The sequence below is a fragment of the Mucilaginibacter ximonensis genome (genome assembly GCF_042686265.1).
GTDB lineage: Bacteria > Bacteroidota > Bacteroidia > Sphingobacteriales > Sphingobacteriaceae > Mucilaginibacter > Mucilaginibacter ximonensis.
This window is the reverse complement of record NZ_JBHUPD010000002.1, coordinates 875,092-898,611: the sequence shown is the minus strand read 5'-3', so window position 1 is coordinate 898,611 and position 23,520 is coordinate 875,092. Positions and strand designations below refer to the sequence as shown.

At 46.9% G+C, this 23,520-nt stretch carries 18 protein-coding genes; 7 read left to right on the top strand and 11 right to left on the bottom strand.

The window, feature by feature from the left end; all coding sequences use genetic code 11:
* Nucleotides 1-66: 66 nt before the first annotated feature.
* From ACFS5N_RS11575 to ACFS5N_RS11560, 4 genes are all read left to right on the top strand, one after another.
* Complete coding sequence (locus ACFS5N_RS11575) at nt 67-3,438, top strand: SusC/RagA family TonB-linked outer membrane protein (RefSeq protein WP_377185513.1); 3,372 nt, start codon at nt 67-69, stop codon at nt 3,436-3,438.
* 18 nt (nt 3,439-3,456) lie between these two features.
* Nucleotides 3,457-4,965, top strand: coding sequence for a RagB/SusD family nutrient uptake outer membrane protein (locus tag ACFS5N_RS11570; protein WP_377185511.1), 1,509 nt, complete (start codon nt 3,457-3,459; stop codon nt 4,963-4,965).
* A 20-nt stretch (nt 4,966-4,985) separates the two neighbouring features.
* Nucleotides 4,986-6,038, top strand: coding sequence for a LamG domain-containing protein (locus ACFS5N_RS11565; RefSeq protein WP_377185508.1), 1,053 nt, complete (start codon nt 4,986-4,988; stop codon nt 6,036-6,038).
* An 86-nt stretch (nt 6,039-6,124) separates the two neighbouring features.
* Nucleotides 6,125-7,276, top strand: coding sequence for a glycoside hydrolase family 130 protein (locus ACFS5N_RS11560; RefSeq protein ID WP_377185506.1), 1,152 nt, complete (start codon nt 6,125-6,127; stop codon nt 7,274-7,276).
* A 47-nt stretch (nt 7,277-7,323) separates the two neighbouring features.
* Here the strand turns inward: ACFS5N_RS11560 and ACFS5N_RS11555 are convergent, their stop codons facing one another.
* The 10 genes from ACFS5N_RS11555 to ACFS5N_RS11510 form a co-directional block, all read right to left on the bottom strand.
* A complete protein-coding gene (locus ACFS5N_RS11555; protein ID WP_377185504.1) occupies nt 7,324-7,950 on the bottom strand; it encodes a hypothetical protein in 627 nt (208 codons plus the stop codon).
* A gap of 84 nt (nt 7,951-8,034) precedes the next feature.
* Nucleotides 8,035-8,409, bottom strand: coding sequence for a DMT family transporter (locus ACFS5N_RS11550; protein ID WP_377185502.1), 375 nt, complete (start codon nt 8,407-8,409; stop codon nt 8,035-8,037).
* Nucleotides 8,385-9,272 carry a sterol desaturase family protein gene (locus tag ACFS5N_RS11545; protein WP_377185500.1) on the bottom strand — a complete coding sequence of 296 codons (888 nt, stop codon included), beginning with the start codon at nt 9,270-9,272 and terminating at the stop codon, nt 8,385-8,387. The genes ACFS5N_RS11550 and ACFS5N_RS11545 overlap by 25 nt, the downstream gene beginning before the upstream one ends.
* 2 nt (nt 9,273-9,274) lie before the next feature.
* Nucleotides 9,275-10,717, bottom strand: a complete 1,443-nt coding sequence (locus tag ACFS5N_RS11540) for an N-acetylneuraminate synthase family protein (protein WP_377185498.1) — start codon at nt 10,715-10,717, stop codon at nt 9,275-9,277.
* Nucleotides 10,718-10,729: 12 nt separating this feature from the next.
* The gene (locus ACFS5N_RS11535; RefSeq protein ID WP_377185495.1) at nt 10,730-11,533 is read right to left on the bottom strand and encodes an SDR family oxidoreductase; all 804 of its coding nucleotides are present in this window, start codon (nt 11,531-11,533) and stop codon (nt 10,730-10,732) included.
* Nucleotides 11,533-12,876 (bottom strand): aminotransferase class III-fold pyridoxal phosphate-dependent enzyme, encoded by a 1,344-nt coding sequence (locus tag ACFS5N_RS11530; RefSeq protein WP_377185493.1) that lies wholly within the window; start codon nt 12,874-12,876, stop codon nt 11,533-11,535. The genes ACFS5N_RS11535 and ACFS5N_RS11530 overlap by 1 nt, the downstream gene beginning before the upstream one ends.
* 1 nt (nt 12,877) lies before the next feature.
* Nucleotides 12,878-13,816, bottom strand: coding sequence for a transketolase family protein (locus tag ACFS5N_RS11525; RefSeq protein ID WP_377185491.1), 939 nt, complete (start codon nt 13,814-13,816; stop codon nt 12,878-12,880).
* Complete coding sequence (locus ACFS5N_RS11520; RefSeq protein ID WP_377185489.1) at nt 13,816-14,664, bottom strand: transketolase; 849 nt, start codon at nt 14,662-14,664, stop codon at nt 13,816-13,818. The genes ACFS5N_RS11525 and ACFS5N_RS11520 overlap by 1 nt, the downstream gene beginning before the upstream one ends.
* The gene (locus ACFS5N_RS11515; protein WP_377185487.1) at nt 14,661-15,485 is read right to left on the bottom strand and encodes a cytidylyltransferase domain-containing protein; all 825 of its coding nucleotides are present in this window, start codon (nt 15,483-15,485) and stop codon (nt 14,661-14,663) included. The genes ACFS5N_RS11520 and ACFS5N_RS11515 overlap by 4 nt, the downstream gene beginning before the upstream one ends.
* Nucleotides 15,482-16,528, bottom strand: a complete 1,047-nt coding sequence (locus ACFS5N_RS11510) for a hypothetical protein (protein WP_377185485.1) — start codon at nt 16,526-16,528, stop codon at nt 15,482-15,484. Before ACFS5N_RS11510 ends, ACFS5N_RS11515 begins: the two co-directional genes overlap by 4 nt.
* 302 nt (nt 16,529-16,830) lie before the next feature.
* Between ACFS5N_RS11510 and ACFS5N_RS11505 the strand changes: the two genes are divergently transcribed.
* Nucleotides 16,831-18,114: a sensor histidine kinase gene (locus ACFS5N_RS11505; RefSeq protein ID WP_377185483.1), complete on the top strand. Its 1,284-nt coding sequence runs from the start codon at nt 16,831-16,833 to the stop codon at nt 18,112-18,114.
* 94 nt (nt 18,115-18,208) lie between these two features.
* On the opposite strand, the gene ACFS5N_RS11500 is transcribed toward ACFS5N_RS11505, so the two are convergent.
* Nucleotides 18,209-20,527: a PVC-type heme-binding CxxCH protein gene (locus ACFS5N_RS11500; RefSeq protein ID WP_377185481.1), complete on the bottom strand. Its 2,319-nt coding sequence runs from the start codon at nt 20,525-20,527 to the stop codon at nt 18,209-18,211.
* 239 nt (nt 20,528-20,766) lie between these two features.
* Between ACFS5N_RS11500 and ACFS5N_RS11495 the strand changes: the two genes are divergently transcribed.
* Complete coding sequence (locus ACFS5N_RS11495; RefSeq protein ID WP_377185479.1) at nt 20,767-23,055, top strand: GH92 family glycosyl hydrolase; 2,289 nt, start codon at nt 20,767-20,769, stop codon at nt 23,053-23,055.
* 213 nt (nt 23,056-23,268) lie between these two features.
* The gene (locus ACFS5N_RS11490) at nt 23,269-23,463 is read left to right on the top strand and encodes a hypothetical protein (protein WP_377185476.1); all 195 of its coding nucleotides are present in this window, start codon (nt 23,269-23,271) and stop codon (nt 23,461-23,463) included.
* Nucleotides 23,464-23,520 lie beyond the last annotated feature (57 nt).

Genomic DNA, 23,520 nt, shown 5'->3' with positions numbered 1-23,520 from the left:
TACAACCAAATATCTGACTGGATACCAGGCTTTTTAAGATTTTATTAACCTCAACAATTCAAAAGTATGAAAAAAACTTTAAGTTCTTTCATTGACCCTGCTATTGGCAAAAAACTACTATTGTTTGTGAAACTAACAACTCTATTTATACTGGTTGCTTTATTACATGTTTCGGCAGCTGTTCGTTCACAAGAGAAACTCAACCTAACCGTAAAGGACGTGAAGCTGGAGAAATTTCTTGACCTGCTCGAGAAAAAAAGCAGCTACACCTTTTTATATAGCAACGGGGCCGTGCGGGGTAACAGCGTAAGCATTGACGCTAAAGATGTTACCGTTCCGCAATTATTAGGCACAGCCTTGAAAAATACCGGCTTAGCCTTTCGTATTTTACAAAACAACCTCATTGTAATTACTAAATCATCGGCGCCTCCGGCGGCCGATCTTAATATTAAGGGCCACGTGGTAGATAGCAAAGGCGAGCCCTTACCTGGGGCAACCATCGCCATAAAAAACGGCGCTTCGATAACGCAAACCGACGTCAACGGCAACTTTACAGCTACCGTGCCCGACAATACCGTGCTCGTGGTAAGCTACATCGGCTACAAGACGCAGGAGGTGGAAACCGCCGGCCGGTCAGAAATTACGATTACTTTAATTGAAGACGCCGGTAACCTGAATGAGGTTATTGTAACCGGCTATGGCACCCAACGCAAAAAAGACCTGACAGGTGCCGTATCGGTAATCAGTACTAAAGATCTGGCAGGCATCCCTGTCGGTGGCGTGGCACAGATCATCCAGGGCAAAGCTGCGGGTGTTACGGTAACACAGAACACAGGCGCTCCCGGCGCCGGCATAGCCGTACAGGTGCGTGGCTTAAATACCATTAACGGTATCACTCCGCTTTATGTAGTTGACGGAGTACCCGTAACCGATGGCATCAGCCAGTTAGCGCCGGACGATATTGAAAATATCAATATATTGAAAGATGCGTCTTCGGCAGCCATTTATGGTGCGCGCGCCGCAGGTGGCGTGGTTATCATCACTACCAAACATGGTGCACAAGGCAAAGCCAAACTAAGTTTTAACGCTTATACGGGTGTACAGTCGGCTACACACTTAATAAAAATGGCCGATAATGCCCAGTATGTAAGCGCTTACAATACTGCAGCCAGGAATGACGGTCGCCCGATCATTTCTGATAGCTTAGCGCGCACACTATCTGATGTAAACTGGTTGAAAGAATTGTTAAGGCCAGCCCCCATAACCAATATCAATTTATCGGTAAGCGGTGGCAATGAAACATCAAACTATATTGTTTCGGGCAATGTATTTAGCCAGAATGGGTTAATCCAAAACTCATCTTACAGACGCTACAACCTGCGTACCGCTATTAACAGCAACCCTACCAAATACCTGAAGTTTGGAACCAACATCAATCTTAGCTATGAGAAAAACCGGCAAGTAGGCTCATCAGGCGATGGTTATACCGGTGCCGCCGCCAGCGTGGTTCGTTATGCTTTGTTCCGCACGCCGGGTACGCCGGTCTATGGTGCTAACGGACAATTTGTTGACCTGCCTAAACAAGATGCCGTATTGGGTAATTTTTTGGGCGACGGTATTAACCCTATCCAGTTAGCCGCAAATACCGATAACAATAACTATAACTATACCGTTTTAGGTAACGTTTTTGGAGAGTTAACGCCGGTAAAAAATCTGCGTATCCGATCAGATTTGGGTTTAGACCTGATATTTACCGATTACAAGCAATTTTACGGAACCTACGGCGCTGACAGGCATTTCAACACACCTTCGTCGCTGGCGCAATCGCACAATCAGAATCTGAATTATAACTGGACCAATACGGCCACTTACGATCTGAACCTGGATAAGCATGCGCTTACTTTCATTGCCGGTACAGAGATTATCCAGCGCCAAATGCAAGGCATCAGCGCTTCGCGTACCAATTATGTAAACCAGACCCCTCCTTTTCAATACCTGGACAACGGCGCTTTAACCGGCTTGCTTAACGGTGGCGGCGAAAGCTCACGTAGTTTGTCATCGTTTTTTGGCCGTATCAACTACCAGTACAACAACAAGTATTTAGCAAGTTTTAACTATCGTTGGGATGCTTCCTCAGTACTTGATCCACAAAATCGTTCCAAATCAGTTTACTCAGGTTCATTGGGCTGGCGCATTGATCAGGAAGACTTCATGAAGGATATCAAACCTATTTCAAGCTTAAAACTGCGTGTTGACGTTGGGCAGTTGGGTAATGAGCAATCTTTAGGCTATTATCCTTACCTGTCGCTTTTGGGCGGAACAAGCTTTTATCCGTTTAATGGCGTAACCAATCAGGGTTATACTATTAACTCCATCGGCAATCCTAAAATTACCTGGGAGGTTACTACGCAAGAAGATATAGGTTTAGATATTGGCCTATTCAATAACGCACTGCAGGTTACTGCCGATTATTATATTAAAAATACCAATAACGTGCTGTTGCCTTACCCAATGCCAAGCAGTGCGGGCCAGGCAAATGTACCCTTCATCAACGCCGGCAAGGTGCGCGATCAGGGTTTTGAACTGGACATTTCCTATCGTGGTAAAATTAATAACGATTGGAACTTTAGCTTAAACGGCAACCTGGCGACAGAGAAAAATACCGTGGTTTCGTTAGCAGATGCGCCTGTGATTAATGCCGGACGCATTGATAACAATATTTTTGCAACCCGTACAGCAGTTGGTCATCCAATCGGCTCGTTCTTCCTGTTACAACAGGAGGGTATATTCCAGAATGCCCAGCAGGTTTTCACGCATGCTTATCAGGGGCCAGGCATTCGCCCGGGCGACGTAATGTATAAAGATGTTAACGGTGATGGCGTTATTAACCAGGACGATCGTGTATACGCTGGTAGCGCCATTCCTAAGCTAACTTATGGCCTAACCGCCGCAGTGTCTTACAAAAACTTCGACCTGAGCGCGTTCTTCCAGGGTGTTTATGGCAATAAACTGTATGACCAGGTAAATACTGAGCTTGAAGGTTTCTACCGTCCGTTCAATATTACCGAGGCTACCGCAACACAAAGCTGGAGCGGGCCGGGCACAAGCAACTCGATGCCGTTGCTGTCATGGTCTGACGCAGCAAACAATAAGCAGGCCTCAACCCGCTTTTTGGAGAGCGGCTCATACCTGAAATTGAAAAACCTGCAGTTGGGTTACAAACTGGGTAAAGATGCGTTGAAAGTACTGGGCATGTCGTCTGTACGGATATTTGTAAGCGGGCAAAACCTGCTCACGTTTACCAAGTACAAAGGGCTTGATCCGGAGTTGTACACCAATGACAATAATGCGGGCGACGGTGTTAAAGCCGTAGGCATTGACTGGGGTACCTATCCATCGGCAAAAATTTTCACTGCCGGTATCAACGCTAATTTCTAACCTATAAACTACAGAAAAATGAAAGCAAAAAACAAATCATATATATTTCTGGCTGCCGCGTTGTTTGTAACCGTTATGGGTTGTAAAAAAATCCTGGATCAGCCGGTAAGAGGTCAGTATACCGATAAGGATTTTTTTACTAATGATGCCAACACCACACTGGCCGTTAATGCTGCTTACACTTCGGCAACCTTTACAGACGCGTCATCAAATGCGCTGTGGGTTTTAGGCGACGTTGCATCTGACGACGCCATTAAGGGCGGCAGCGCCGGCGACCAGGCCGATTTTCAATTGATCAACGATTTCAATATTAACCCTAATAACTCAGCTGTCGAAGCCGTATGGAAAAGATATTTTCAAGGGGTATTTACCTGTAACGTAGTTACCGACGGCTTGTCAGGCAATACACCCGGCATATCAGCTACAGTAAAGGCACAAGCTTTGGCACAAGCCAAATTTCTAAGAGCCTATTATTATTTTATACTGACAACTGCTTACGGTAACATCCCTTTGCACTTAAAAGTTGAAACACCGACCGAGGCTCAGAAACCGGTATCGACCCAGGCAGTCATTTACGCACAAATTGAGAAAGATTGCACCGAAGCAGCCGCCGACCTGCCAACCAGTTGGAGCGGTGCCGACTTAGGCCGTGCTACCAAAGGTGCTGCGCTGGCTCTGCTGGCAAAAACCTATCTGTTTGAACAGAAATGGGCATTAGCTGCGTCGACTGCAAAAGCAGTAGAAGATTTGAACGTGTACAGCCTGTTGCCAGTTTTTGCTGATAACTTCCGCGCAGCAACAAAAAACAATGCTGAAGCTGTGTTTACCGTATGGCACCAAAGCGGCCTGACACCATATCAGGGTAACAACCTGAACCAATGGTTTGCACCGCGTACCTTGAACGGCTACGGTTTCTTTTATCCAACCCAAAGTTTGGTTGACAATTTTGAGAAATCGCCGGGTGGCGTTGATGACCCGCGCTTGGATTATACCGTTGCCCGTGCCGGCCACCCTTACTTTGACAGTGCGTTTGACCCAACCTGGACCAGCACCGGTTATCTAAGCAAAAAGGATTGCCAACCGCTCTCTGAGATACCGGCAACTATAAAAGGCGACGGCAATCTGAACTATCCGGCAATTCGCTTTGCTGATGTGCTTTTGATTGAAGCCGAAGCTTTAAATGAATCGGGCAATAGCGCTGCTGCGTTAGTACCGCTCAATAAGGTTAGAAAACGTGCGCGCGAAAGCTATCTGTATGATAATACTTTGCCAGGTTTTGGTACTGTGCCGGCCGGCTTACTGCCCGATATTACCACAACCGATCAAGGGTCGCTACGCGATATCATTCGCAAGGAAAGACGCTCAGAACTGGCGCTTGAGTTCCATCGCTTCTTCGACGTTATACGTTATGGGCAGGCTTATGCGCAATCGGCTTTGTCTGATGTGCCGTTATTTAACTATAACAAAAATAAGTTTTTCCCGATACCGCAAAGCGAGCGGGATGCTAATCCAAAATTAGGTTTATAAACTTTTAAGTACAGTAAAAGATGAAAAGACTAACCCAATTGGTGGCAGCTGTCGCAATGCTGGCGGCTGTGATAATAATGGTTCAATCGTGTAAAAAGAACGATCAGGCACGCGATACCAATTCAGATAAAACAAAACTAAGCATGCAGATAGACTCGGCCAACATGCTGTATAACAGCGCTACAGAAGGCAAGCAGGCCGGCCAGTATGCTGTAGGCTCAAAAGCGACGTTAAAAATCGCTATTGACCTGGCTACGCAGGTTAAAGCCGGGGCATTTACCCAACAGGAAGTGAACAATGCGACGGCCAACCTGTCGCGTGCCGAAAGTGATTTCAAGGCTAAGCTGATACAGGACGTATCGCCAGAAAACCTGGTAGCTTACTGGAAATTTGACGGCGACGTTACCGATGCGTCAGGCAACGGCCACAATGGTACCTTAAAAACCAACTATATCGGTGCAACTGCCGCTACGGCTGTTGACGGAGCTACCCTGCCCGTGTTAACCACCGACCGCTACGGCGCTGCCAATAAAGCTTATGCTTTTGATAAAGGCGCTTATGTAGAGGTGCCTTATACTACTGCGCTGTATCCTGCTAATTTTTCCATCAGCGTTTGGGTAAAACCAACAGTAGCCAGCAACGGCAATTATATTTTTTCTGTCGATCATTACTTTGGTTATAAGTTCCAGCTACAGGGCAATAACTTTCCGTTCCTGACAGTATCTACCGATGCCGGTATCCACGACGTGGATGACAATCCGGGCGCGGTACAATTGAATACCTGGAGCCAGCTTATTGTTACTTACGGCGGCGGCAATATCACCTTCTACATTAACGGAAAACTGATAAAAACCGTTGTCACAACCGGTAATTTGATTCCGCCCAAAACTATTGTGAATGTTTGTATTGGTAATGAGCTGCCAAAATCGGCCTATAACTTGTTCGATAACTCTGACCCTAACTATTTCTGGGGGCCAAGTTACTTCCAGGGATCGCTGGATGATATACGCCTGTACAACAAAGTATTGAGCGCAACCGAGGTAAACTCGCTTTATGTGATGGAACAACCGTGAAACAATTGATTGATTAGTTTATAAAAAGGAATATAGCGTGCTGTAAAAAGCCGCTATATTTATTTTGTTTAAAACCTATTTACATTATGAGAAAAAACCGGATAAGTATTTGGGCAGCGGCCCTGCTGTTGATCTCGACAAGCAGCATTGCACAAAAAACTGAAAACAGGCTACCAGAATGGGCGCTGGGCGGCTTTGTACGCTCGGAGGCTATTGACCCTATCATATCGCCAAATAAAGACTCACGCTTTCTGGACCCCGTGAGCAAAAAAGAAGTTGCGTGGGAAGCCAATGACACTTTTAACCCCGGAGCGGCTATTAAAAATGGTAAGATCGTGGTGTTGTATCGTGCCGAGGATTTGTATGGTATCGGCATCGGCTTTCGTACGTCCAGGTTAGGTTATGCCGAAAGTGCCGACGCCATTCACTACACACGTCGCCCTAAACCGGTGTTATACCCGGATAATGATATTGCCAAAGCCTACGAATGGCCAGGCGGCTGCGAAGACCCCCGGGTAGCAGTAACTGCAAACGGCACTTATGTGGTATTTTATACCGAATGGAACCGCGATGTGCCGCGTTTAGGGGTTGCACATTCAAAAGATCTGATCCACTGGACCAAATACGGACCGATATTTAAAAAAGCTTATGGCGGTAAGTTTTTTAACATAGCCAGCAAATCGGCATCGATATTAACACAGGTGGTGAAGGGAAAACAAATTATTATTAAAACCCATGGCAAGTACTGGATGTATTGGGGCGAGCATCATGTGTATGCCGCTACCTCGACAGATCTGATCAACTGGGAACCCGTTGTTAATGATAAGGGCGGACTAAAGGAACTCATGTCGCCACGAAAAGGGTATTTTGATAGCGATTTGACAGAATGCGGTCCGCCGGCATTAATGACCGACAAGGGCATCATTCTGTTTTACAACGGTAAAAATAAAGGTGGCGAAGGTCGTGACAGTCGCTTCAACGCTAACTCTTATTGCGCAGGCCAGGCATTGTTCGATAAAAACGATCCCTCAAAAAACATAACCCGCCTTGATCTGCCATTTTTACGCCCGATGAAACCGTTTGAAAAAAGCGGCCAGTATGTAAATGGCACCGTGTTTATTGAAGGCATGGTTTATTTTAAAAAGAAATGGTACCTATATTACGGCTGCGCCGATTCAAGGGTAGCTGTTGCGGTTTATGACCCGGCACGCCCGTCGGCGCCTGACCCGGTGGAATAGTTAAGATAATTATCAAAAAGGGCCAGCTTGCATAAAGCTGGCCCTTTTTATTCGTCCTTTTCATTAAGCAAGTACCGCATCAGCTCGGGTAGCTCAATCTCTTCGGTACGGTTAATGTCTTTTTTCTGATTACCGAAAATATCGGTACTATGTTTAATAGAAAGCACTTCGCGACCTTCTTCGTCAGTAAATGTTTTGGTTGTATTTCCAAAAACATCTTCGCGCTCCTTTATCGTAAGGGTGGCCACACCGTCGCCGTTACGCACGGTGGTGGTTTTATTGCCGTTTATATCTTCTGTCCAGCTTATTGAGCCCAGGCTTTCGCCATTGCGGCCGGTAACTTCTTTGCGTTTATTCCCTAAAATATCGGTATCATATTTAACACGATAAATAACATAATTATCGCGGTCGAGGAAAGTGACCGTTTTATTGCCCATCAAATCTTCAGATGTTTTGATGGTACGTACCTGGTGGCCTTCATTGTTAACAACCGTTTTAACCGGGTGGCCAAAAATATCGCGCCCTATAGTTACCTCCGATTTAATATGGCCGTTATGGTCGCGATAAGTTTCGACAGTGTCGCCAAAAAAATTGGTGCTGCGTTCTATTGTTTGCGCTTTGGCCAAAGAGCCCGAAAGCAACGCCGCAAACAGCAGGTAACGTTTAATTTCCATAGGGGATTTTGTTGGAGTATCCCCGCTATGACACCAGCCATTACCGAAGGTTTAATTGCTTTCAAAAATTTACGATTGCCAGATTTATTTATCGGCGGCATAAAACTTCATGCCCAATATTCCGGTCATGATCATCAGCATAAAAAACACCTCTGCCCATGTGGTGCGCTGTTTTAAAAAGAAAACCTCGGTGAGTTTAATCAACACCAGCGTTACGGCAGTCCAGGCTGCATAAGCGGTAGCGGTAGGTAAACTTTTTATGGCCAGCGAAAAGAAGTAAACGTTACCTACTCCAAACACCACATAGCCCACAAATGGGAAGACAACCGGCAAACCGACTGATGGCAAAAAAGCTGTGGCCCAGCGGAGATTTTTAAGCGCACTAAAGGCCATGAACTTTACGCAAAAGGTCCAGGCGGTTTCAAAAGCGGCCGCTATGATGAGGTAGATCCAGGCCATTTTTTTGGTCTAATTTTAGAGATGATGCGCGGCCGAAGATTATAATACTTTTCAAACCATTTGTATTTGAGCAGAGACTGCTCGTTAAAACGCTTTACTGAGAAGGCATGCTGCAGGAAATAATCCCGTGGGAAATCATACGGCAGACCCCAGTTTTCGGGCTTGTCGCCGGGTGGGTGGCCGGGGTCGTAAACAGTGCCCAAAAGGTAATCCCACAGGGCAAACTTGGTAGAGAAATTGGCGTGGAACACCTCCTGGTAATTAGCATGGTGCCAAAGGTGCAGCTGCGGCGTGTTGATGATGTATCTCAACTTGCCCAACTTTACCCGCACATTGGCATGGATAAACATACCGAATATGGCGTCGAGCAAAGCTTTTATGGGTATCACTTCGGGTGCAGCGCCCAGCAAAATTATCGGTGCAAACTCAATGGTTTGGTTAATGATAATTTCGACGATGTGAGATCGCGAGCCTGCCAGAAAATCAATTTCCTTGCCCGAATGGTGCGCCTCATGCGTACGCCAAAATAGCTTGCTGGAGTGCTGGAAGCGATGAAAGAGGTAGATGTACAGATCGTGCGTAATCAGAAAGAAAAGCACCTGCACGGCTACCGGCCAACCCTTTATAAACTGGATGTTTGACAAGTCCAGGTGATGACTCAGCGGGGCAATGATGTAATCGAAGATCAAGATCTTCAAAAAATAGCTCTGGATGATGGTATACCAAACCAGGTCGACCCAAAAGCCTTCACGAAAAAAAGGTAATCCCTTTCGGCAAGGCCATATTCTTTCGCATGCGATGACAATGGCAACGCATGCAAATAAAATAATGGTTGTGATGGTGACTACCTTTTCCTGAGGCATTATTAGTTTAGCTGCGACTTCTCTATAAACTCGTCGCTGATATTTACGCGCAAGCGGCGCATCGGCGCAAGTTCTGATTCATATACCTTTTTGATGCCGTCGCCGGCGGCTATTTCCAGGTCGCGGATATCGCGCACCAGGCGCTGAAAACCCTGCGGTTCAACAGATGCTGCGTGGTCTGAACCCCACATGGCCCGGTCAAGCGTGAAATGACGTTCAACAAACGTCGCGCCCATTGCTACGGCTCCAACAGTGGTGCCTAAACCAGTCTCATGGCCTGAATAACCTATTGGGATACCGGGCAATTTATTGATTAGCGTTTCAATCATTTTCAGGTTCAGCTCTTCGGGCCTGCATGGATAGGCTGAGGTTGAGTGTGCCACAAACAGCGGATAGTTTGCATCAAACTGGTTAATGAACACCAGTGCAGCTTCGATCTCTTTCATGGTCGACATACCGGTTGACAACATCAGCGGCCGGCCGGTTTCCAATATTCTTTGGATCAAAGCAAAATCGGTCAATGAGGCTGAGGCCAATTTGTACATCACGGTATCAAACTGCTCCATGAAATCAACCGAAGGCACATCCCATGCCGAAACGAACCAGTCAATACCTACTTTTTTGCAGTATTGGTCGATAGTGGCATATTCGGCGATGCCAAACTCAGTTTTACGTTTGTAGTCGATGTAGCTCATACGACCCCAGGGGGTATCGCGCATAACTTCCCATTGGTCCTTTGGCACGCAGATCTCCGGCGTACGTTTCTGGAATTTTACCGCATCAACGTTAGCAGCAACGGCTTCGTCGATCAATTGCTTCGCGATCTCTAATGAACCATTATGATTGATACCAATCTCAGCAATCACATAGCATTTTTCGCCTTTACCAATACGACGACCGTTACTTAAGGTTATCACACCTGTTTTAGCCGAACTTAACTGCACGTATGAAGTTTTAGCCTCGATAATCAGCTCGGCAAATTCGCGGAAAGAACCGTCGCCGCCCTTGGTCTGGCAGGTGTAATCGGCTATAGCTTTGATTCCAGGGAGCGCATCGGCCGGGCAGGCGGTCAGGCCTACCAGCTTCATTACCGCTGCATCATTATAATCGTCGCCAATATAGGCTACTTCTTCGGCACTCAGGTCGTATTTGCGGATCAACGAGTCCAGAACAGATACCTTGTCTTTGATAAACAAATGCAGCTCTTCGATCTGTAATTTTTTAGCGCGGTTTACCAACGATGGCGATTTTTCGCCGGTTATGATTGCGGTCTCCACACCGGCTAGTTTGCGCAGGCGCTCAACGCCCATGCCGTCGCGTATATTGAATTTTTTAAGGTCTTCGCCCTGGTCGCCGTAATAAACGCCGCCGTCGGTTAATACACCATCGCAGTCGGTAATCAGTAATTTGATGCGTACTGCTTTTTGTTGCAAAATTTCTTTCATGGTTTTGAGGTTTTAAATAGCGGTCCATCCACCGTCAACCACCAGGTTGGCGCCGGTCATATAAGCAGAGGCGTCGCTGGCTAAAAAAACCAGTGCCCCCTGATAGTCGTTCGCTGCCGCCATACGGCCTAATAATGTTCTTGCTGAATAATTTTGTATAAAAAAGGCATCCTGCCCGTTCTCTACGCCGCCCGGCGACAGGGTATTGACCCTTACACCTTTTGCCCCCCAATAAGCAGCCAAAAAGCGCGTAAAATTGATTACCGCGCCTTTGGTGACGGGGTAGGCAGCCGACTTATAAAAGATCTGTTCGCCTTGCTCGTTCTTGTAGATACTTTGATCCGGACCAACCATGCCATAGGTTGAAGCCACGTTGATGATGCTGCCGCTGCGTTGTTTAGCCATGACATCGCCAAAAACCTGCGAACACAGAAACACACCGGTAATATTGACATCCAGCGAACGCTGAAAAACTTCGACCGGGTAATTTTCGAATGCTGAGAGATCCTTAGCCAAAGCCGGGTTCTCGAACATGTCGTTAATGGCGGCATTGTTAACCAAAATATCAATGGCATTATATCTGTCGATGATTATCGCGCGGGTGTTTTCAAGCGCAGCTTTATCGGTTACATCAAAGCCCAGGCCCAGGTGCTGCCCGCCCAATTGCGCGGCAAAGGCAATGGCTTTATCGCCATTTACATCAGCCACCACCACATTAGCGCCAGCGTTTGCCAGAGCCTCGCAATGTTTTTGGCCGATGAGCCCCAGCGCCCCGGTAACAATGGCGGTTTTTCCCGAAAGGTTAAATAGGTCCATTACAACGCCGATGCTTTGGGTTTGATGTTGTAGTTATTCACTTTTCTGAATACGGCTTCCAATACTTCGCCCTTCAGGTAGCTTTTTATATCGGCTGATTCAATGGCTTCTTTCACGACAGGCAACACATCGCGATAGGTTGATAATGTATATTCAATATCCTCGTCGCTATGGCTAAAGCACATGTTGTGGAAGCCTGCCCACAAAATGCCGCGTTTAATCATCTCCTGCTGCATCAAAGTTTTTACCTCCAGAGCGTTACCGGCATCGGGCGTAAAGGTTACCATGCTGCGGCAGTTAAAGCCTATGCAGCGGGTGTATTTGTCCATGCCCAATTCAATAGCCAGCTGATTGTAGCCGTCTTTTAATAAGGCACCTTTTTCATCTAAATATTGAGGGACATTATTATCAATTAACTGATTGATGGTAGCAATACAAGCCGCCAGCGATAAAGCCTCGCCACCAAAGGTGGTGTAGCTAAATACCTGCGAGTTGAAAAGTTCCATTACATCGGCACGGCCGGTTAACAGGGCTATCGGCATACCGTTGGCGCAGGCTTTTGAGTAAACTGCCAGATCAGGCTTTACGCCAAAATATTCCTGCGCGCCACCTACGGCAATACGAAAGCCGGTCCACATTTCGTCGAAGATCAGCAGCGTACCGTTTTCGCGGCAAACTTCGGCCAGCTCTTGCAGATAACCTGGCTTTGGCGCTTCAAAGATGAAAGGCTCTAAAATCAAAGCCGCCACGGTTTCGTCCAGCGCGGCTTTTACCGATTCGATATCGTTATACTCAAAAGTATAGGTCATTTCCTGTATAGCGTCCGGAATACCGGCATTACGACTAGTAATACCAATATACCAGTCATGCCAACCGTGGTAACCACAGCAAAACACTTTGTCGCGGCCGGTAAAGGCACGCGCAACGCGGATGGCAGCTGAACAAACATCAGCACCGGTCTTTGCTATTTTGACAGCTTCGGCATTGGGAATTACTTGTTGAATCAGTTCAGATAGTTCAACCTCTAACGGGTGCATTAAAGAGAAGGTGATACCGTCTTTTAATTGCTCGCGGATGGCCTGATCAACCGCCGGATAAGCGTATCCCAATGAAACCGGACCAATAGCTGCGTTAAAGTCGATATACTCGTTTCCGTCAGCATCCCAAACGTGGCTACCCTGACCCTTAACGAGGTATTTTGGTGCCACGCCATTAGTCCACTGACCGGGGCCTTTCGCCAAAGTCTGTGTTACAGGCTTTTGCACTTTAAGTGCGCGTTGATATAACTTGTCTGACTGTGTGATATCAGGATAGTTTTCGTTAAATTTTACGGTATTAGGCATATTAATCTTCTAGTTGAGGGTATAATAGTTGTGACGGATTTTTCCCTTTGGTAAGGTGGGCGAAAATGCGATCGGCAATTTGTTTGCCGGTAAAGCCTTCGTGCTGCAATACATCAGGCAGCAAACCCGGTCGAAACCATTTTTCGGACAGCGAGACCGGCAATACATCGGCAGTTTGCTGATGTTTCAACAGTACCTCGGCTACTATGGTATACAAACCACCGGTTACAAAATGATCTTCGACCACCACAACAGCCGTGCTTTTTGCAGCCTTTAAAATAACTTGCTCGTCGACCGGTTTCAGGCTGCGCATGTTGACCAAACCGATAGACAGACCTTCGGCTTTTAAAAGCTCAGTTGCTGCAAACGCCTGCTCAAATAGCAAACCGTAGGTGAGTATAGTCACATCAGCACCTTCGCAAATGGTTTCAGCTTGTCCCGGTGTGTATTCGCTGTGCTGATAAACCGGTTTGCGTATGTTGATGCGGGTATAAGCCGGAGCCGGCGAGCTCCAGATGCAGGGTAGCATTTTAATCAGATCGTCCTCGTCGGCAGGGGCATAAACCGTCATGTTGGGTATGCCGCGCAGCAGTGAAATATCCTCAATGGCCTGGTGCGTAGGGCCATTGGCGTCAGACAGTAAGCCAGGGATAAATCCGCTCAGTTTTACCGGAAGCGCAGGTATGCCCACATCCGTACGGATAAACTCAAAGGCGCGCATAGTCAGGAACGCGGCCAGCGCATGTACCACAGGGATACGTCCGCGAAGCGCCAAACCGGCCGCAGCGCCAATCATGGTTTGCTCAGTAATGCCGGTATCAATAAACCTTTTGCCTAAAATGGCCGGCAAGTTGCGTACCAGGGCCCGGTTTTCGGCAGTCATAACTACCACCTGCTCATTAGCCTGTGCGGTTTCGGTGAGTAATTCCTCGTAACTCATTATCTAACAATTAAGGTTTCAGAAGTAAGTTGGGTAGTTGTATCGCCATGCAGTTCAACCAGCAATTGTTCTACTTCTTCGGCAGAGAAATTGCAGAACCAGCGGTCAGCACGTTCCTGTATACTTGGCAAGCCTTTGCCCCGCACGGTATCGGCAACTACCACATTCAGGCGGTCCTTGCTGAATGGGAAGCGCGAAAAGGCGCGGTGCAGATCATCAAAATCATGGCCGTTAATGCGGGTAACTGCAGCCCCAAAAGCGGTAAATTTATTATGAATCGGTTCCAGCGGAATCAGGTCCTCGGTGCGCACATTGGCCTGGAAATGATTTCTGTCGATGACATACACCAGGTTATCCAGTTCATAAGCATTGGCTACCAACACAGCTTCCCAGCACGAGCCCTCGTTCAACTCGCCATCGCCCAAAATACAAACCACCTTGTTGCTGGCCTTGCGCATTTTCAGGTCCATGGCCACTCCTAAGGCCACCGAAGGCAGGTGCCCCAACGAGCCTGAGTGAAACTCAATACCCGGAATTTTGGTATTAGGGTGCCAGTAAATATGATCGTCAATACTCAGGTGATTAGCCAGACGCTCTTTTTCAAGGATACCTATTTCGGCCAGCGTGCCGTAAAGCGCAGGCACATCATGACCTTTTGATAGAAACAGGTAATCGCGGTCCGGATCGTCAAGGTTATCGGCAGTTATATTTAAAAAGTTGTTGTACAGGTAAACAATCAGGTCGACCGCCGACAGCGACGCACCAGTGAAGCAGCCGCCGCCGGTGGACATGCGGATAACATGCTCCCTGACGTTCAGCGCTTGTTGTTCAAGTAATTGCTTATTCATATCTTTTGCTTTAAAAGCTGTTTGGTTTGGTTGGCGTTTACTGTTTTTAATTCATCAAGGTGATGACGGTACCAGTTTACGCCGGTAAATTGCTGGTTGATGTGGCAGATCTCAGGTTTAGCCTCCAGAAGCGCCACGATATCCTCGCAGCTAAAAGCCGGATCAACCGGATACAACTCCTGATACACCCTGCTGATAAACAGGTAATCTTCCAGGTAATCTATGGTAAAACGGTGGCTCATGGAATAATCCTTCCCGGTTTCCCAGGCTACATTGGCAATTGCAAACTGATCCGGGTTTTCCCAGATGTAAGGGGTGGTATGTTCCAGCTCCATAGGTTTGGCGGCCTTGAGCCAAACCCTTTCCAGGCAGGCCATGGTCATTACCTCTACGTCATTACCATCGGGCCAGGTGGCGGGATGAAGGTTACTCACGAAGTCATACCGACCGTCGTTTTCGAAGAAAACATCAAGCACGCGATCGACAGCTTTGGGATCGATCAGCGGGCAGTCTGAAGGTATTTTTAATACCACATCGGCATTAAATAATTTGGCTGCCTGATAGTGGCGATCAAGTAAATTGTTCAGATCGCCCCGAAAGCAGTCTATTTGTAGACTCTTAGCTTCCTGTTCAATCAGGTCATCGTCGTCAGTTACCGAGGTGGCGATAACCAGTCGCGCCGCATATTTAATTTGCTGCAGGCGCTCAATCATCCGCGCCAGCAAACTTTTATCCAGCAAAGGCATCAACACCTTGCCCGGCAAACGGCTCGACGACATGCGCGCCTGTATTATGATAACGATATTGCGGTTGTTGCTCATGCTACGGCGAGTTCTGCTACTGATTCTTTGTTGGGGTTGCGCTCCGGCTCAATTACCGACAATGCAGCAGTATCCAAAATATGCTGACGGCAAATGGCCGCTATTTTTGCGGCCGACGATCCTCCGTTTTGTTCAGGCATGCGGCGACGCAATTCGGCCACATCAAACCAGGAATAAACTTTCTTACCCAGCACAATACCAGTATAAACTACGGTTGAGTATTGGGTAATGAGCTCACTGCAATTGGCTATCATTTCGTTAGTATTGCCACTATCAAAGACAAGCGTGCCCGCAGGTGCGTATTTTTCAATTTCGGCTTTGGCGCGTTGGGTATTTTCGTTAGGATGCAGTTTAAACAACAGCTGCCTGCCCACAGCTTTTTTTACCGCCTCTTTAATAAAGGCGGGGCGGTTTTCATATCTGAAGGTCTCACGCATATCGGTAGTTGCTACCATTACATAATCACGATGCGGAAAACTGTTCTTTTTAAATTTTTGGAGGTTATCATAATTGGGTATGCCGGTTACCACCAGTTTGTTATGATCAGTGCCGTTAGCCGCAAAATGCTCCAGGTAACCTTGCGACGCGGTGCAATAGATATCGCATATGTTCGAGGCACCGTTAAGCGAGGTATTGCCTGCCAGCCAGGCGGGTAAGCCCAACTTTTGTATCAAACGGGCAAACCGGGTAATCCTGTCGGTCATGCCTTCCTGTACCCAAATGGTTTTGTATTGGCGCATACGCTTAGGCACTACCATGTCTGAGCAGTATACCACCAGGTCATATTCATTCAGCTTAGCGCCGTAGTCGGTGTTTAGCCCATGCTCAATAAGGTATCTCTCGGTATTGGCCCTAAATTGACCCGCCAGAACGGTTCGGTCAAGTAAGCGGGTATGTTTGATCAAGAAATTAACGACCGGCGAGTCGGTAAATAATTGGCTGAACCAGCAATCAAAATCTTCCAGTTCAGCAGCGATCTGGTGCATTTGCGAGGTCTGGTTTAACGAGCCTGTGATGAATAAAATCTTCTTCTTACAATCCATAAATCTGACGGATTTTGCCAAACTTAAAGAATGCTTATTATCAGATTATGCGGGATTAATAAACTTCACGAACATTTAATACAGACGGAACTTTAGCTTAAAAAAGACGGCGCTAATGTTAAATTTAATTAAAACTAAACGCGCAGCGGCATTAAAATAATTTAAACGCCCTATGGGGATATGAGCAGCATAGGATTGATTATTATTGAATAACTTATTACAATAGCAAGCATGACATGCTCCAAGGTAATCTCACCATACTTATTTACGTATCTTAGCCATTAAGACAGCTTTTTGCTCGTATGATTAACCTCTTTAAAACTATTACCAATGTTTTCAGCTCGCGCTGGCGCCTGCTTATCGGCAAACCGTCCGACTTTGTTCTGGAAGCACGTGTTTTTCACTCTATTAGCCTCGGGATAGCTGTCCTTATAACCTGTTACATACCCTACGATGCTTTTGCAGGAATGTATATTGCGTCTGTTTCGTCTGCAGTAGTTGCAGCCTTTTTTGGGTATGAGTATTACCGTTCCCGCTTTATGAGGCGGCCGCACAGAAGCCTCGCTTTTGGCCTTTTCGGGCTGGTTATACTACCTGTTAATTATTTTGCCAACTCGGGTATCCAGGGGTCTACAGATTTGATGTGGCCGGTATACCTGCTCATGCTGCTTACCATCTGCCCTCTGCGCAATCAGCTGGGCTGGGTTGCTTCTTATTTAGTCATTTTCGGATTAGTTCATGTGGCCGAATATCAACATCCTGAATGGGTTCGTTATCCTTTCAGGCCCGGGCTTGGCCAGTTCACTGATCGTATCACGGCTTTTCCGATACCGGTATTGAGTATGGCTATCATCATCGGCTTATTTCGTCGTAGCTACGAAAAAGAAAGAAACACTGTAGCTCAACGCGATACTGAAAAAGGCCGCTTGCTTTCTATCCTTTCGCACGATCTGAGGACGCCTTTTATACAGGTAAAGCAATACCTCGAATTACTTGGTGAAAACAGTTTAACTCAGCAAGAGCGCATAGATATGGAACAATCACTCCGTGATTCTAATAATCAAACACTTGATCTGGTGACCAACTTATTGTATTGGTCGCGCTCACAATTAGATGGTTCTACAGTACATCTGGCTGAGTTACCGTTAGCAGATACAATTGATAACACGCTGGCCATGGCCCGGGTTACAGCCCGGAAAAAAGGTATTACACTCGAAACAAACATTGAACCCACTATCCGGGTACTTGCCGATGCAGATATGCTGCAACTGGTAGTTCGCAATTTGCTCCAGAATGCTATTAAATTCACCTCGGCAGGCGGAGTTATCAAGATAGCTGCTATTTTAACAGAAAACTGTTGCTGCCTCAGCATAAACGACACCGGAGGCGGCATGGAACCCGAACAATTGGCAACCCTATTTACCGGTACAGCTGCGCCTGCCCATGGTACCGCCAACGAAAAAGGTGTTGGTTTGGGCCTGCAGCTTTGCCACGAATTTATGGAACGGCAAGGCGGCACTATTAGCGTTGAAAGTGAAATAGGTAAAGGCTCGAAATTTAGCATCGAGCTGCCCATCGCGATATAATATTTCAATAATAAACCCTCTTTGCTTTTGGCAAAAGAGGGTTTATTATGAGGCGGCCTAACAACAAGTAACCGCTTATTTTGCGCGGCTTGCGCTAGTTCGTTTTAATATTTGGATTTTGCGTAGCCGGTTGCTGCAGTTCGTCAATTGTAAAGTTTTTTTGCCGTGATGCCAGTTTTGCACGCAACGCTTTTACATCGGCGGCATTAATTTTACTGCCTTTGTTTTGCCATGAGCGCCGTACAAAGTTCATTACCTGGGCCAGGTCGTCATCACTAAAATCTTTATTATCGGCAAAGCCCGGCATCTCGCCGCTTATTTCGGGAGCCTTGTACACATGGCCATTAATTTTTACCGGGCCTGTCAAACCTTTAAGCAAAATAGAAATCATGACGGTTTTATCACCGTTAACAATTTCTGATTTATTTAGCGGCGGGGCCAGCGCTGTTACACCGTTACCATCTTCGCCGTGACAGGTTTTACAAACGGTACCAAAAATAGCCACACCACGCGGGTAATATTTAGCCATCAGCGCGGGGTCGCTGTTTAATTTAGAATCCTCGATGGCGGCAACTACCCGGCCAATTCGCTTGTTAATTGCCAATGCGGTATCGGGCACAACTTTCAGCATTTCTTTTTGAAAAGCTTCTTCACGACCCTGAACGTTAGACACTATGGCATCGGCCACATAGTTGTTTTTGGGATATTTCTTAGCCAGGCTAAACAGAATAGCATCGCCCGCTTTACGGTCATATTTTTGAAGAGACGCGGTCACGAAACCTACGTAAGGTGCCTCGGTAGTGTCGTTGGCAGCTACCAGCTGCGACAGCACAGGCGTAAACCTGCTGTAGTTATCATTATTGATAATATTCGGCGCTACAGTTAAAGCCTGCATTCTGATCTTCCAATCAGCCGATTGCAACAGCGCCAATACCTGGTCTGCCTTTAATTCACCAAAACCTTCCAGCGTCCACAGTGCATGCGTAACAAGAAGCGGATTGCCTGATTTAAGCGCCTCGCGCAAAGCGGGTAAGGCTTGTTGTGGTTTGGTATCGACTAAAATACGCTGAGCCTCGTCGCGCACATAGCCGTTTGCATTGCCTAACAATGCAACCAATTTAACCGGATCGTCAGGGAAAGTGACATTAATCAGTTTCTTTCCTGCCGGATATATTTTATACAACCGGCCGCATGACAGTGGCTTGGTCAGATTTCGTTTGCCAATCTCGCCTGCAAGATAAGGTGTCAAATAGGTTTTATGCTGAATAATGCCGCGGTACATGTCGATCACATACAAAGCACCATCCGGGCCATTATATAAACTTACCGGGCGAAAACGTTCATCAACACTCGCTAAAAACTCGCGGTGCAGATAGGCTTCGCGGCCTTTTACCAAGTTACCTTTTTCGGCCAGTATATCGCGCTTGATCAGGTTACCCGCCGGTTCGGCCACGAAGGCGTTCATCTGGTAATCTGGCCCGAATAATCCGCCGCGATAAATCATAGGTCCGCAGGCTGCGGTGAAGTTTACCAGGCGCAGGCTGTCATCCAAAACACCTTTCATATAACCACGGTTCACACCCGTTGTAGGGCGAATAGGGAACGTACGATTATCAGCAACTGTACGCTCATTAAAACCTGCCAGACCCCGCTGGTTTTTATTTGTCAAGCCCAGGCTTGGCGGAAAGTAATCGCCCTGAAGATTAGTCGAGTTATCATTGGCATACATGCGCCCCTCGTCGTCCTGAGTTATACCCCATTGGCCTTTCTCGTGTGCCGGTTCAATCAGCCATTTCTCGCCCTGTTTACGATAGCGTTTTGGTGAATTGGCGTTGTATATCCAGTTATCAAGCGCGCGATACAAACCATTGGGCTGGTGCTCTACATTACCCCCGTCGGTATATTTGGCATCAACCAGGGTGCGCTTAACCACCTTGTCATTTTTAAGTTGATAGTAATAGAGGCGAGGCGGCTCGGCCACCAGGATACCATCTTCAATTAAACACAAGGCACGCGGCATTACCAGCGAGTCAATAATGATCTTACGATCATCATACACACCGTCTTTATTTTTATCACTTAGCAAAACAACTTTGCCTAAGGGTTCATTTTCGCCTTTGCCCGTGGTGTCGGGCATGTAGTCTTCCATTTCTATCACCCAGATACGATTGTACCGGTCGAAAGTCATGGCGACCGGTGTACTGATCAATGGCTCAGACGCGATTAGCTTAATAGCCATGCCCGGCTCCAGTTTCATTTTGCTGATCGATTCAGAGGCCGGCACAACGGGCGATGAATTTGGGTCGGCTTTTGGCGGATTGTTTGGCGACGTAGCCAGCATTTTATGAGCAGTGCACTGGTATAAACCAATAACAGCACCCAGCAAAAGGAGTATATAAGCGTACTTTTTCATTCAGGATAATTGGCAAAGTAAACAGCAAATTTGGTATGTACTTACTGATAAGATCAAAGTAAACCTTAATTTTTTAGAAAAACGTCGACATTTTAAAAACATTGAACCTGCTTTACAGGTCGGCATCGTTTGCGTAATAATTATTTTACTTTGCACGATGGGAATTTTACAGTGGTTGCGTTAGTTTATTTTAACGAAATTAGCCGCTCAATGTCATCCACATTTAACCAATTATACTGATGAAAAGATGGATATTTTGCGCGCTGGCCCTGGCCGGTGCATCGCAATTATCGGCACAAACCAAAACACCTGCCGACTATGTTGACCCATTTATAGGCGCCAGCACCAGCGCTGCTGATGCGCACGTGTTTCATGGGCTTGGCAAAACTTTTCCGGGTGCGGCTACACCATTCGGACTGGTGCAGGTTAGCCCCAACACCATAACCGGCGGCGACAACGGCCCGGGTTATAGCTACGAGATGAAATATATTGAAGGCTTTGCCTTTACCCAAATGAGCGGCATTGGCTGGTACGGCGATTTGGGTAATTTCCTGGTTACGCCAACCACCGGCCCGCTGCATGTAGTGGCCGGGCGTCATAAGGAACTAGCGGGATACAGATCGTTATACAGCAAAAAAGATGAAATAGCGCAGGCAGGATATTACGCCACTACACTTACCGACTATAATATTCGCGCCGAAATGACAGCGGCGCCACACAGCGGAATTATGCGTTTTACATTTCCGCAGAATAAGCAATCGCGTATACAAATTGACCTGGCGCGACGCGTTGGCGGCACATCTACCGAGCAATACATTAAGGTGGTGAACGACCATACCATTGCCGGCTGGATGAAGTGCCCGCCCGAAGGAGGAGGCTGGGGAGATGGTGACGGAAAGGCAAACTACACCGTTTACTTTTATGCCGAGTTTAGCAAACCTTTTAAAAACTACGGCGCCTGGTCGGCAGAGATACCCGATGGCATATCGCGCAAGCGCGAAAGCGTAACCAGCCTGAAATATGATTCGCTGATTGCAAAGGCGGCCATCATTTCAAAGTTCACCACACTGCAAGGCAAACACCTGGGTTTTTTTACTGATTTTGATACGAAGGATAAAGAAGTAGTGCTGCTTAAAAGCGGTATATCGTTTTCAAGCATGGAAGGTGCGCGCTTAAATTTGAATACCGAAATACCGGGTTGGGATTTCCAGGGCGTTCGCGCGAAGACCAAAGCAGCCTGGAACAAAAGCTTGTCTGAGATTAGCGTGAGCGGTGGTACTGAAGATCAGAAAAAGGTATTCTATACCGCGCTCTATCACACCATGATAGACCCGCGCGCCACTGCCGACGTAGACGGCACGTATATGGGGGGCGATATGAAACCTCATAAAACCGACAAGTTTGTAAAACGCTCGGTATTTAGTGGCTGGGATGTTTTCAGAAGCCAGTTTCCGCTGCAAACCATTATCAACCCTGATATCGTGAGCGATATGATCAATTCGCTCGTTGAGCTTGCCGACCAAAGCGGCAAGGAATACCTGGAGCGATGGGAGTTTCTAAACGCTTACTCCGGCTGTATGGTAGGTAACCCAGCGGTCCCCGTTATTGCAGACGCTTACATTAAAGGCATACGCAATTTTGATGAGCAAAAGGCTTATAAATATGCGCGCAACACAGTAGAAAAATTTGGCAACACGCCTGAGCGTAAGCAGATGGATATCTCGACCACCCTTGAATATGGCTTTGACGAATGGTGCCAATCGCAACTGGCTAAATGGCTCGGGCATCCGGACGATGTAAACCTGTACGCCGAGCGCGGGCAGACCTACAAAAAGATATGGGACCCTGAGAAAGGCTGGTTTCGGCCTAAAAAGGCCGATGGCACCTGGCAGCCGTGGCCAAAAACCGGCAGATTACAACAGGATTATGGCTCGGTTGAAAGTAACCCGTATCAACAAGGCTGGTTTGTGCCGCATGATATAGACGGGCTGGCCAACCTGATGGGCGGTAAAGACAAAATGATTGCCGATCTGAACTCATTTTTTGAGAATACACCCGATAATTTCAACTGGAACGACTACTACAATCAGGCCAATGAGCCTGTTCATTTAGTGCCGTTTATGTTTAACCGGTTGGGCACTCCATGGCTAACTCAAAAATGGGTACGTAAGATTTGCGCCAACGCCTACAAAACTGGCGTAGAAGGTTTGGTGGGTAATGAAGATGTGGGCCAGATGTCGGCCTGGTACGTGTTAGCGGCAAGCGGCCTGCATCAGGCTACGCCGGGCAACCCGCGATATGAATTATTTAGCCCTATGTTTAACCGGGTGGCCATTCGTGCCGGCGCTACCGGCAAAGTGTTTACCATCATCGCCAGAAATAATTCGCCGGCTAATGTTTATATACAATCGGCCACATTAAATGGTAAACCCTACAATAAATGCTTTATCAATCATGAGCAGATATTGGCCGGCGGCATCTTAACATTGGTAATGGGCCCGCAGCCCAATAAAAAATGGGGTATATAGCACACATGTACAGCGGGGGTAGGTTAAAGGTTTAGCAAAGCGTTTGGAGCCCCAAAATGATATTTAACCCTACCATTTTGGGGCGATGCTTGTCATCAGTAAAACATATTTTAAAATATAAAATACCTAAATACAACCAATTAAGCGTTTGTTGGTTACGCCTATCTTGTACAGGCACGAGTTTAGCCGGGCCGGTATTAAATTCAAGATAAAATGTTACTCACTACCTTAGAAATACTATTGCTGCTGGGCGCTATATTGCTGCCATTGGTACCGCGCAAGGCGAATAGCAAATTGAACCGTAAGCCTAAACAAGCAGCCAGGGCTGAACTGTCAGATTATGTAGTTACCGAAACCGGCCAGCTGGAAGAAATAGTAAGACCTCACAATAGTCCGTTATCGCAATAGTAACCCTTACAATTTGTATCGATAATAATACTTTTGCAGAGTAGGTCAACGGCATAT

What these genes read in the sequence shown, in the direction of transcription:
- ACFS5N_RS11575 (WP_377185513.1), top strand. Translation starts at nt 67, where the DNA reads ATGAAAAAAACTTTAAGTTCTTTCATTGACCCTGCTATTGGCAAAAAA.
- ACFS5N_RS11570 (WP_377185511.1), top strand. Translation starts at nt 3,457, where the DNA reads ATGAAAGCAAAAAACAAATCATATATATTTCTGGCTGCCGCGTTGTTT.
- ACFS5N_RS11565 (WP_377185508.1), top strand. Translation starts at nt 4,986, where the DNA reads ATGAAAAGACTAACCCAATTGGTGGCAGCTGTCGCAATGCTGGCGGCT.
- ACFS5N_RS11560 (WP_377185506.1), top strand. Translation starts at nt 6,125, where the DNA reads ATGAGAAAAAACCGGATAAGTATTTGGGCAGCGGCCCTGCTGTTGATC.
- ACFS5N_RS11555 (WP_377185504.1), bottom strand. Translation starts at nt 7,950, where the DNA reads ATGGAAATTAAACGTTACCTGCTGTTTGCGGCGTTGCTTTCGGGCTCT.
- ACFS5N_RS11550 (WP_377185502.1), bottom strand. Translation starts at nt 8,409, where the DNA reads ATGGCCTGGATCTACCTCATCATAGCGGCCGCTTTTGAAACCGCCTGG.
- ACFS5N_RS11545 (WP_377185500.1), bottom strand. Translation starts at nt 9,272, where the DNA reads ATGCCTCAGGAAAAGGTAGTCACCATCACAACCATTATTTTATTTGCA.
- ACFS5N_RS11540 (WP_377185498.1), bottom strand. Translation starts at nt 10,717, where the DNA reads ATGAAAGAAATTTTGCAACAAAAAGCAGTACGCATCAAATTACTGATT.
- ACFS5N_RS11535 (WP_377185495.1), bottom strand. Translation starts at nt 11,533, where the DNA reads ATGGACCTATTTAACCTTTCGGGAAAAACCGCCATTGTTACCGGGGCG.
- ACFS5N_RS11530 (WP_377185493.1), bottom strand. Translation starts at nt 12,876, where the DNA reads ATGCCTAATACCGTAAAATTTAACGAAAACTATCCTGATATCACACAG.
- ACFS5N_RS11525 (WP_377185491.1), bottom strand. Translation starts at nt 13,816, where the DNA reads ATGAGTTACGAGGAATTACTCACCGAAACCGCACAGGCTAATGAGCAG.
- ACFS5N_RS11520 (WP_377185489.1), bottom strand. Translation starts at nt 14,664, where the DNA reads ATGAATAAGCAATTACTTGAACAACAAGCGCTGAACGTCAGGGAGCAT.
- ACFS5N_RS11515 (WP_377185487.1), bottom strand. Translation starts at nt 15,485, where the DNA reads ATGAGCAACAACCGCAATATCGTTATCATAATACAGGCGCGCATGTCG.
- ACFS5N_RS11510 (WP_377185485.1), bottom strand. Translation starts at nt 16,528, where the DNA reads ATGGATTGTAAGAAGAAGATTTTATTCATCACAGGCTCGTTAAACCAG.
- ACFS5N_RS11505 (WP_377185483.1), top strand. Translation starts at nt 16,831, where the DNA reads ATGATTAACCTCTTTAAAACTATTACCAATGTTTTCAGCTCGCGCTGG.
- ACFS5N_RS11500 (WP_377185481.1), bottom strand. Translation starts at nt 20,527, where the DNA reads ATGAAAAAGTACGCTTATATACTCCTTTTGCTGGGTGCTGTTATTGGT.
- ACFS5N_RS11495 (WP_377185479.1), top strand. Translation starts at nt 20,767, where the DNA reads ATGAAAAGATGGATATTTTGCGCGCTGGCCCTGGCCGGTGCATCGCAA.
- ACFS5N_RS11490 (WP_377185476.1), top strand. Translation starts at nt 23,269, where the DNA reads ATGTTACTCACTACCTTAGAAATACTATTGCTGCTGGGCGCTATATTG.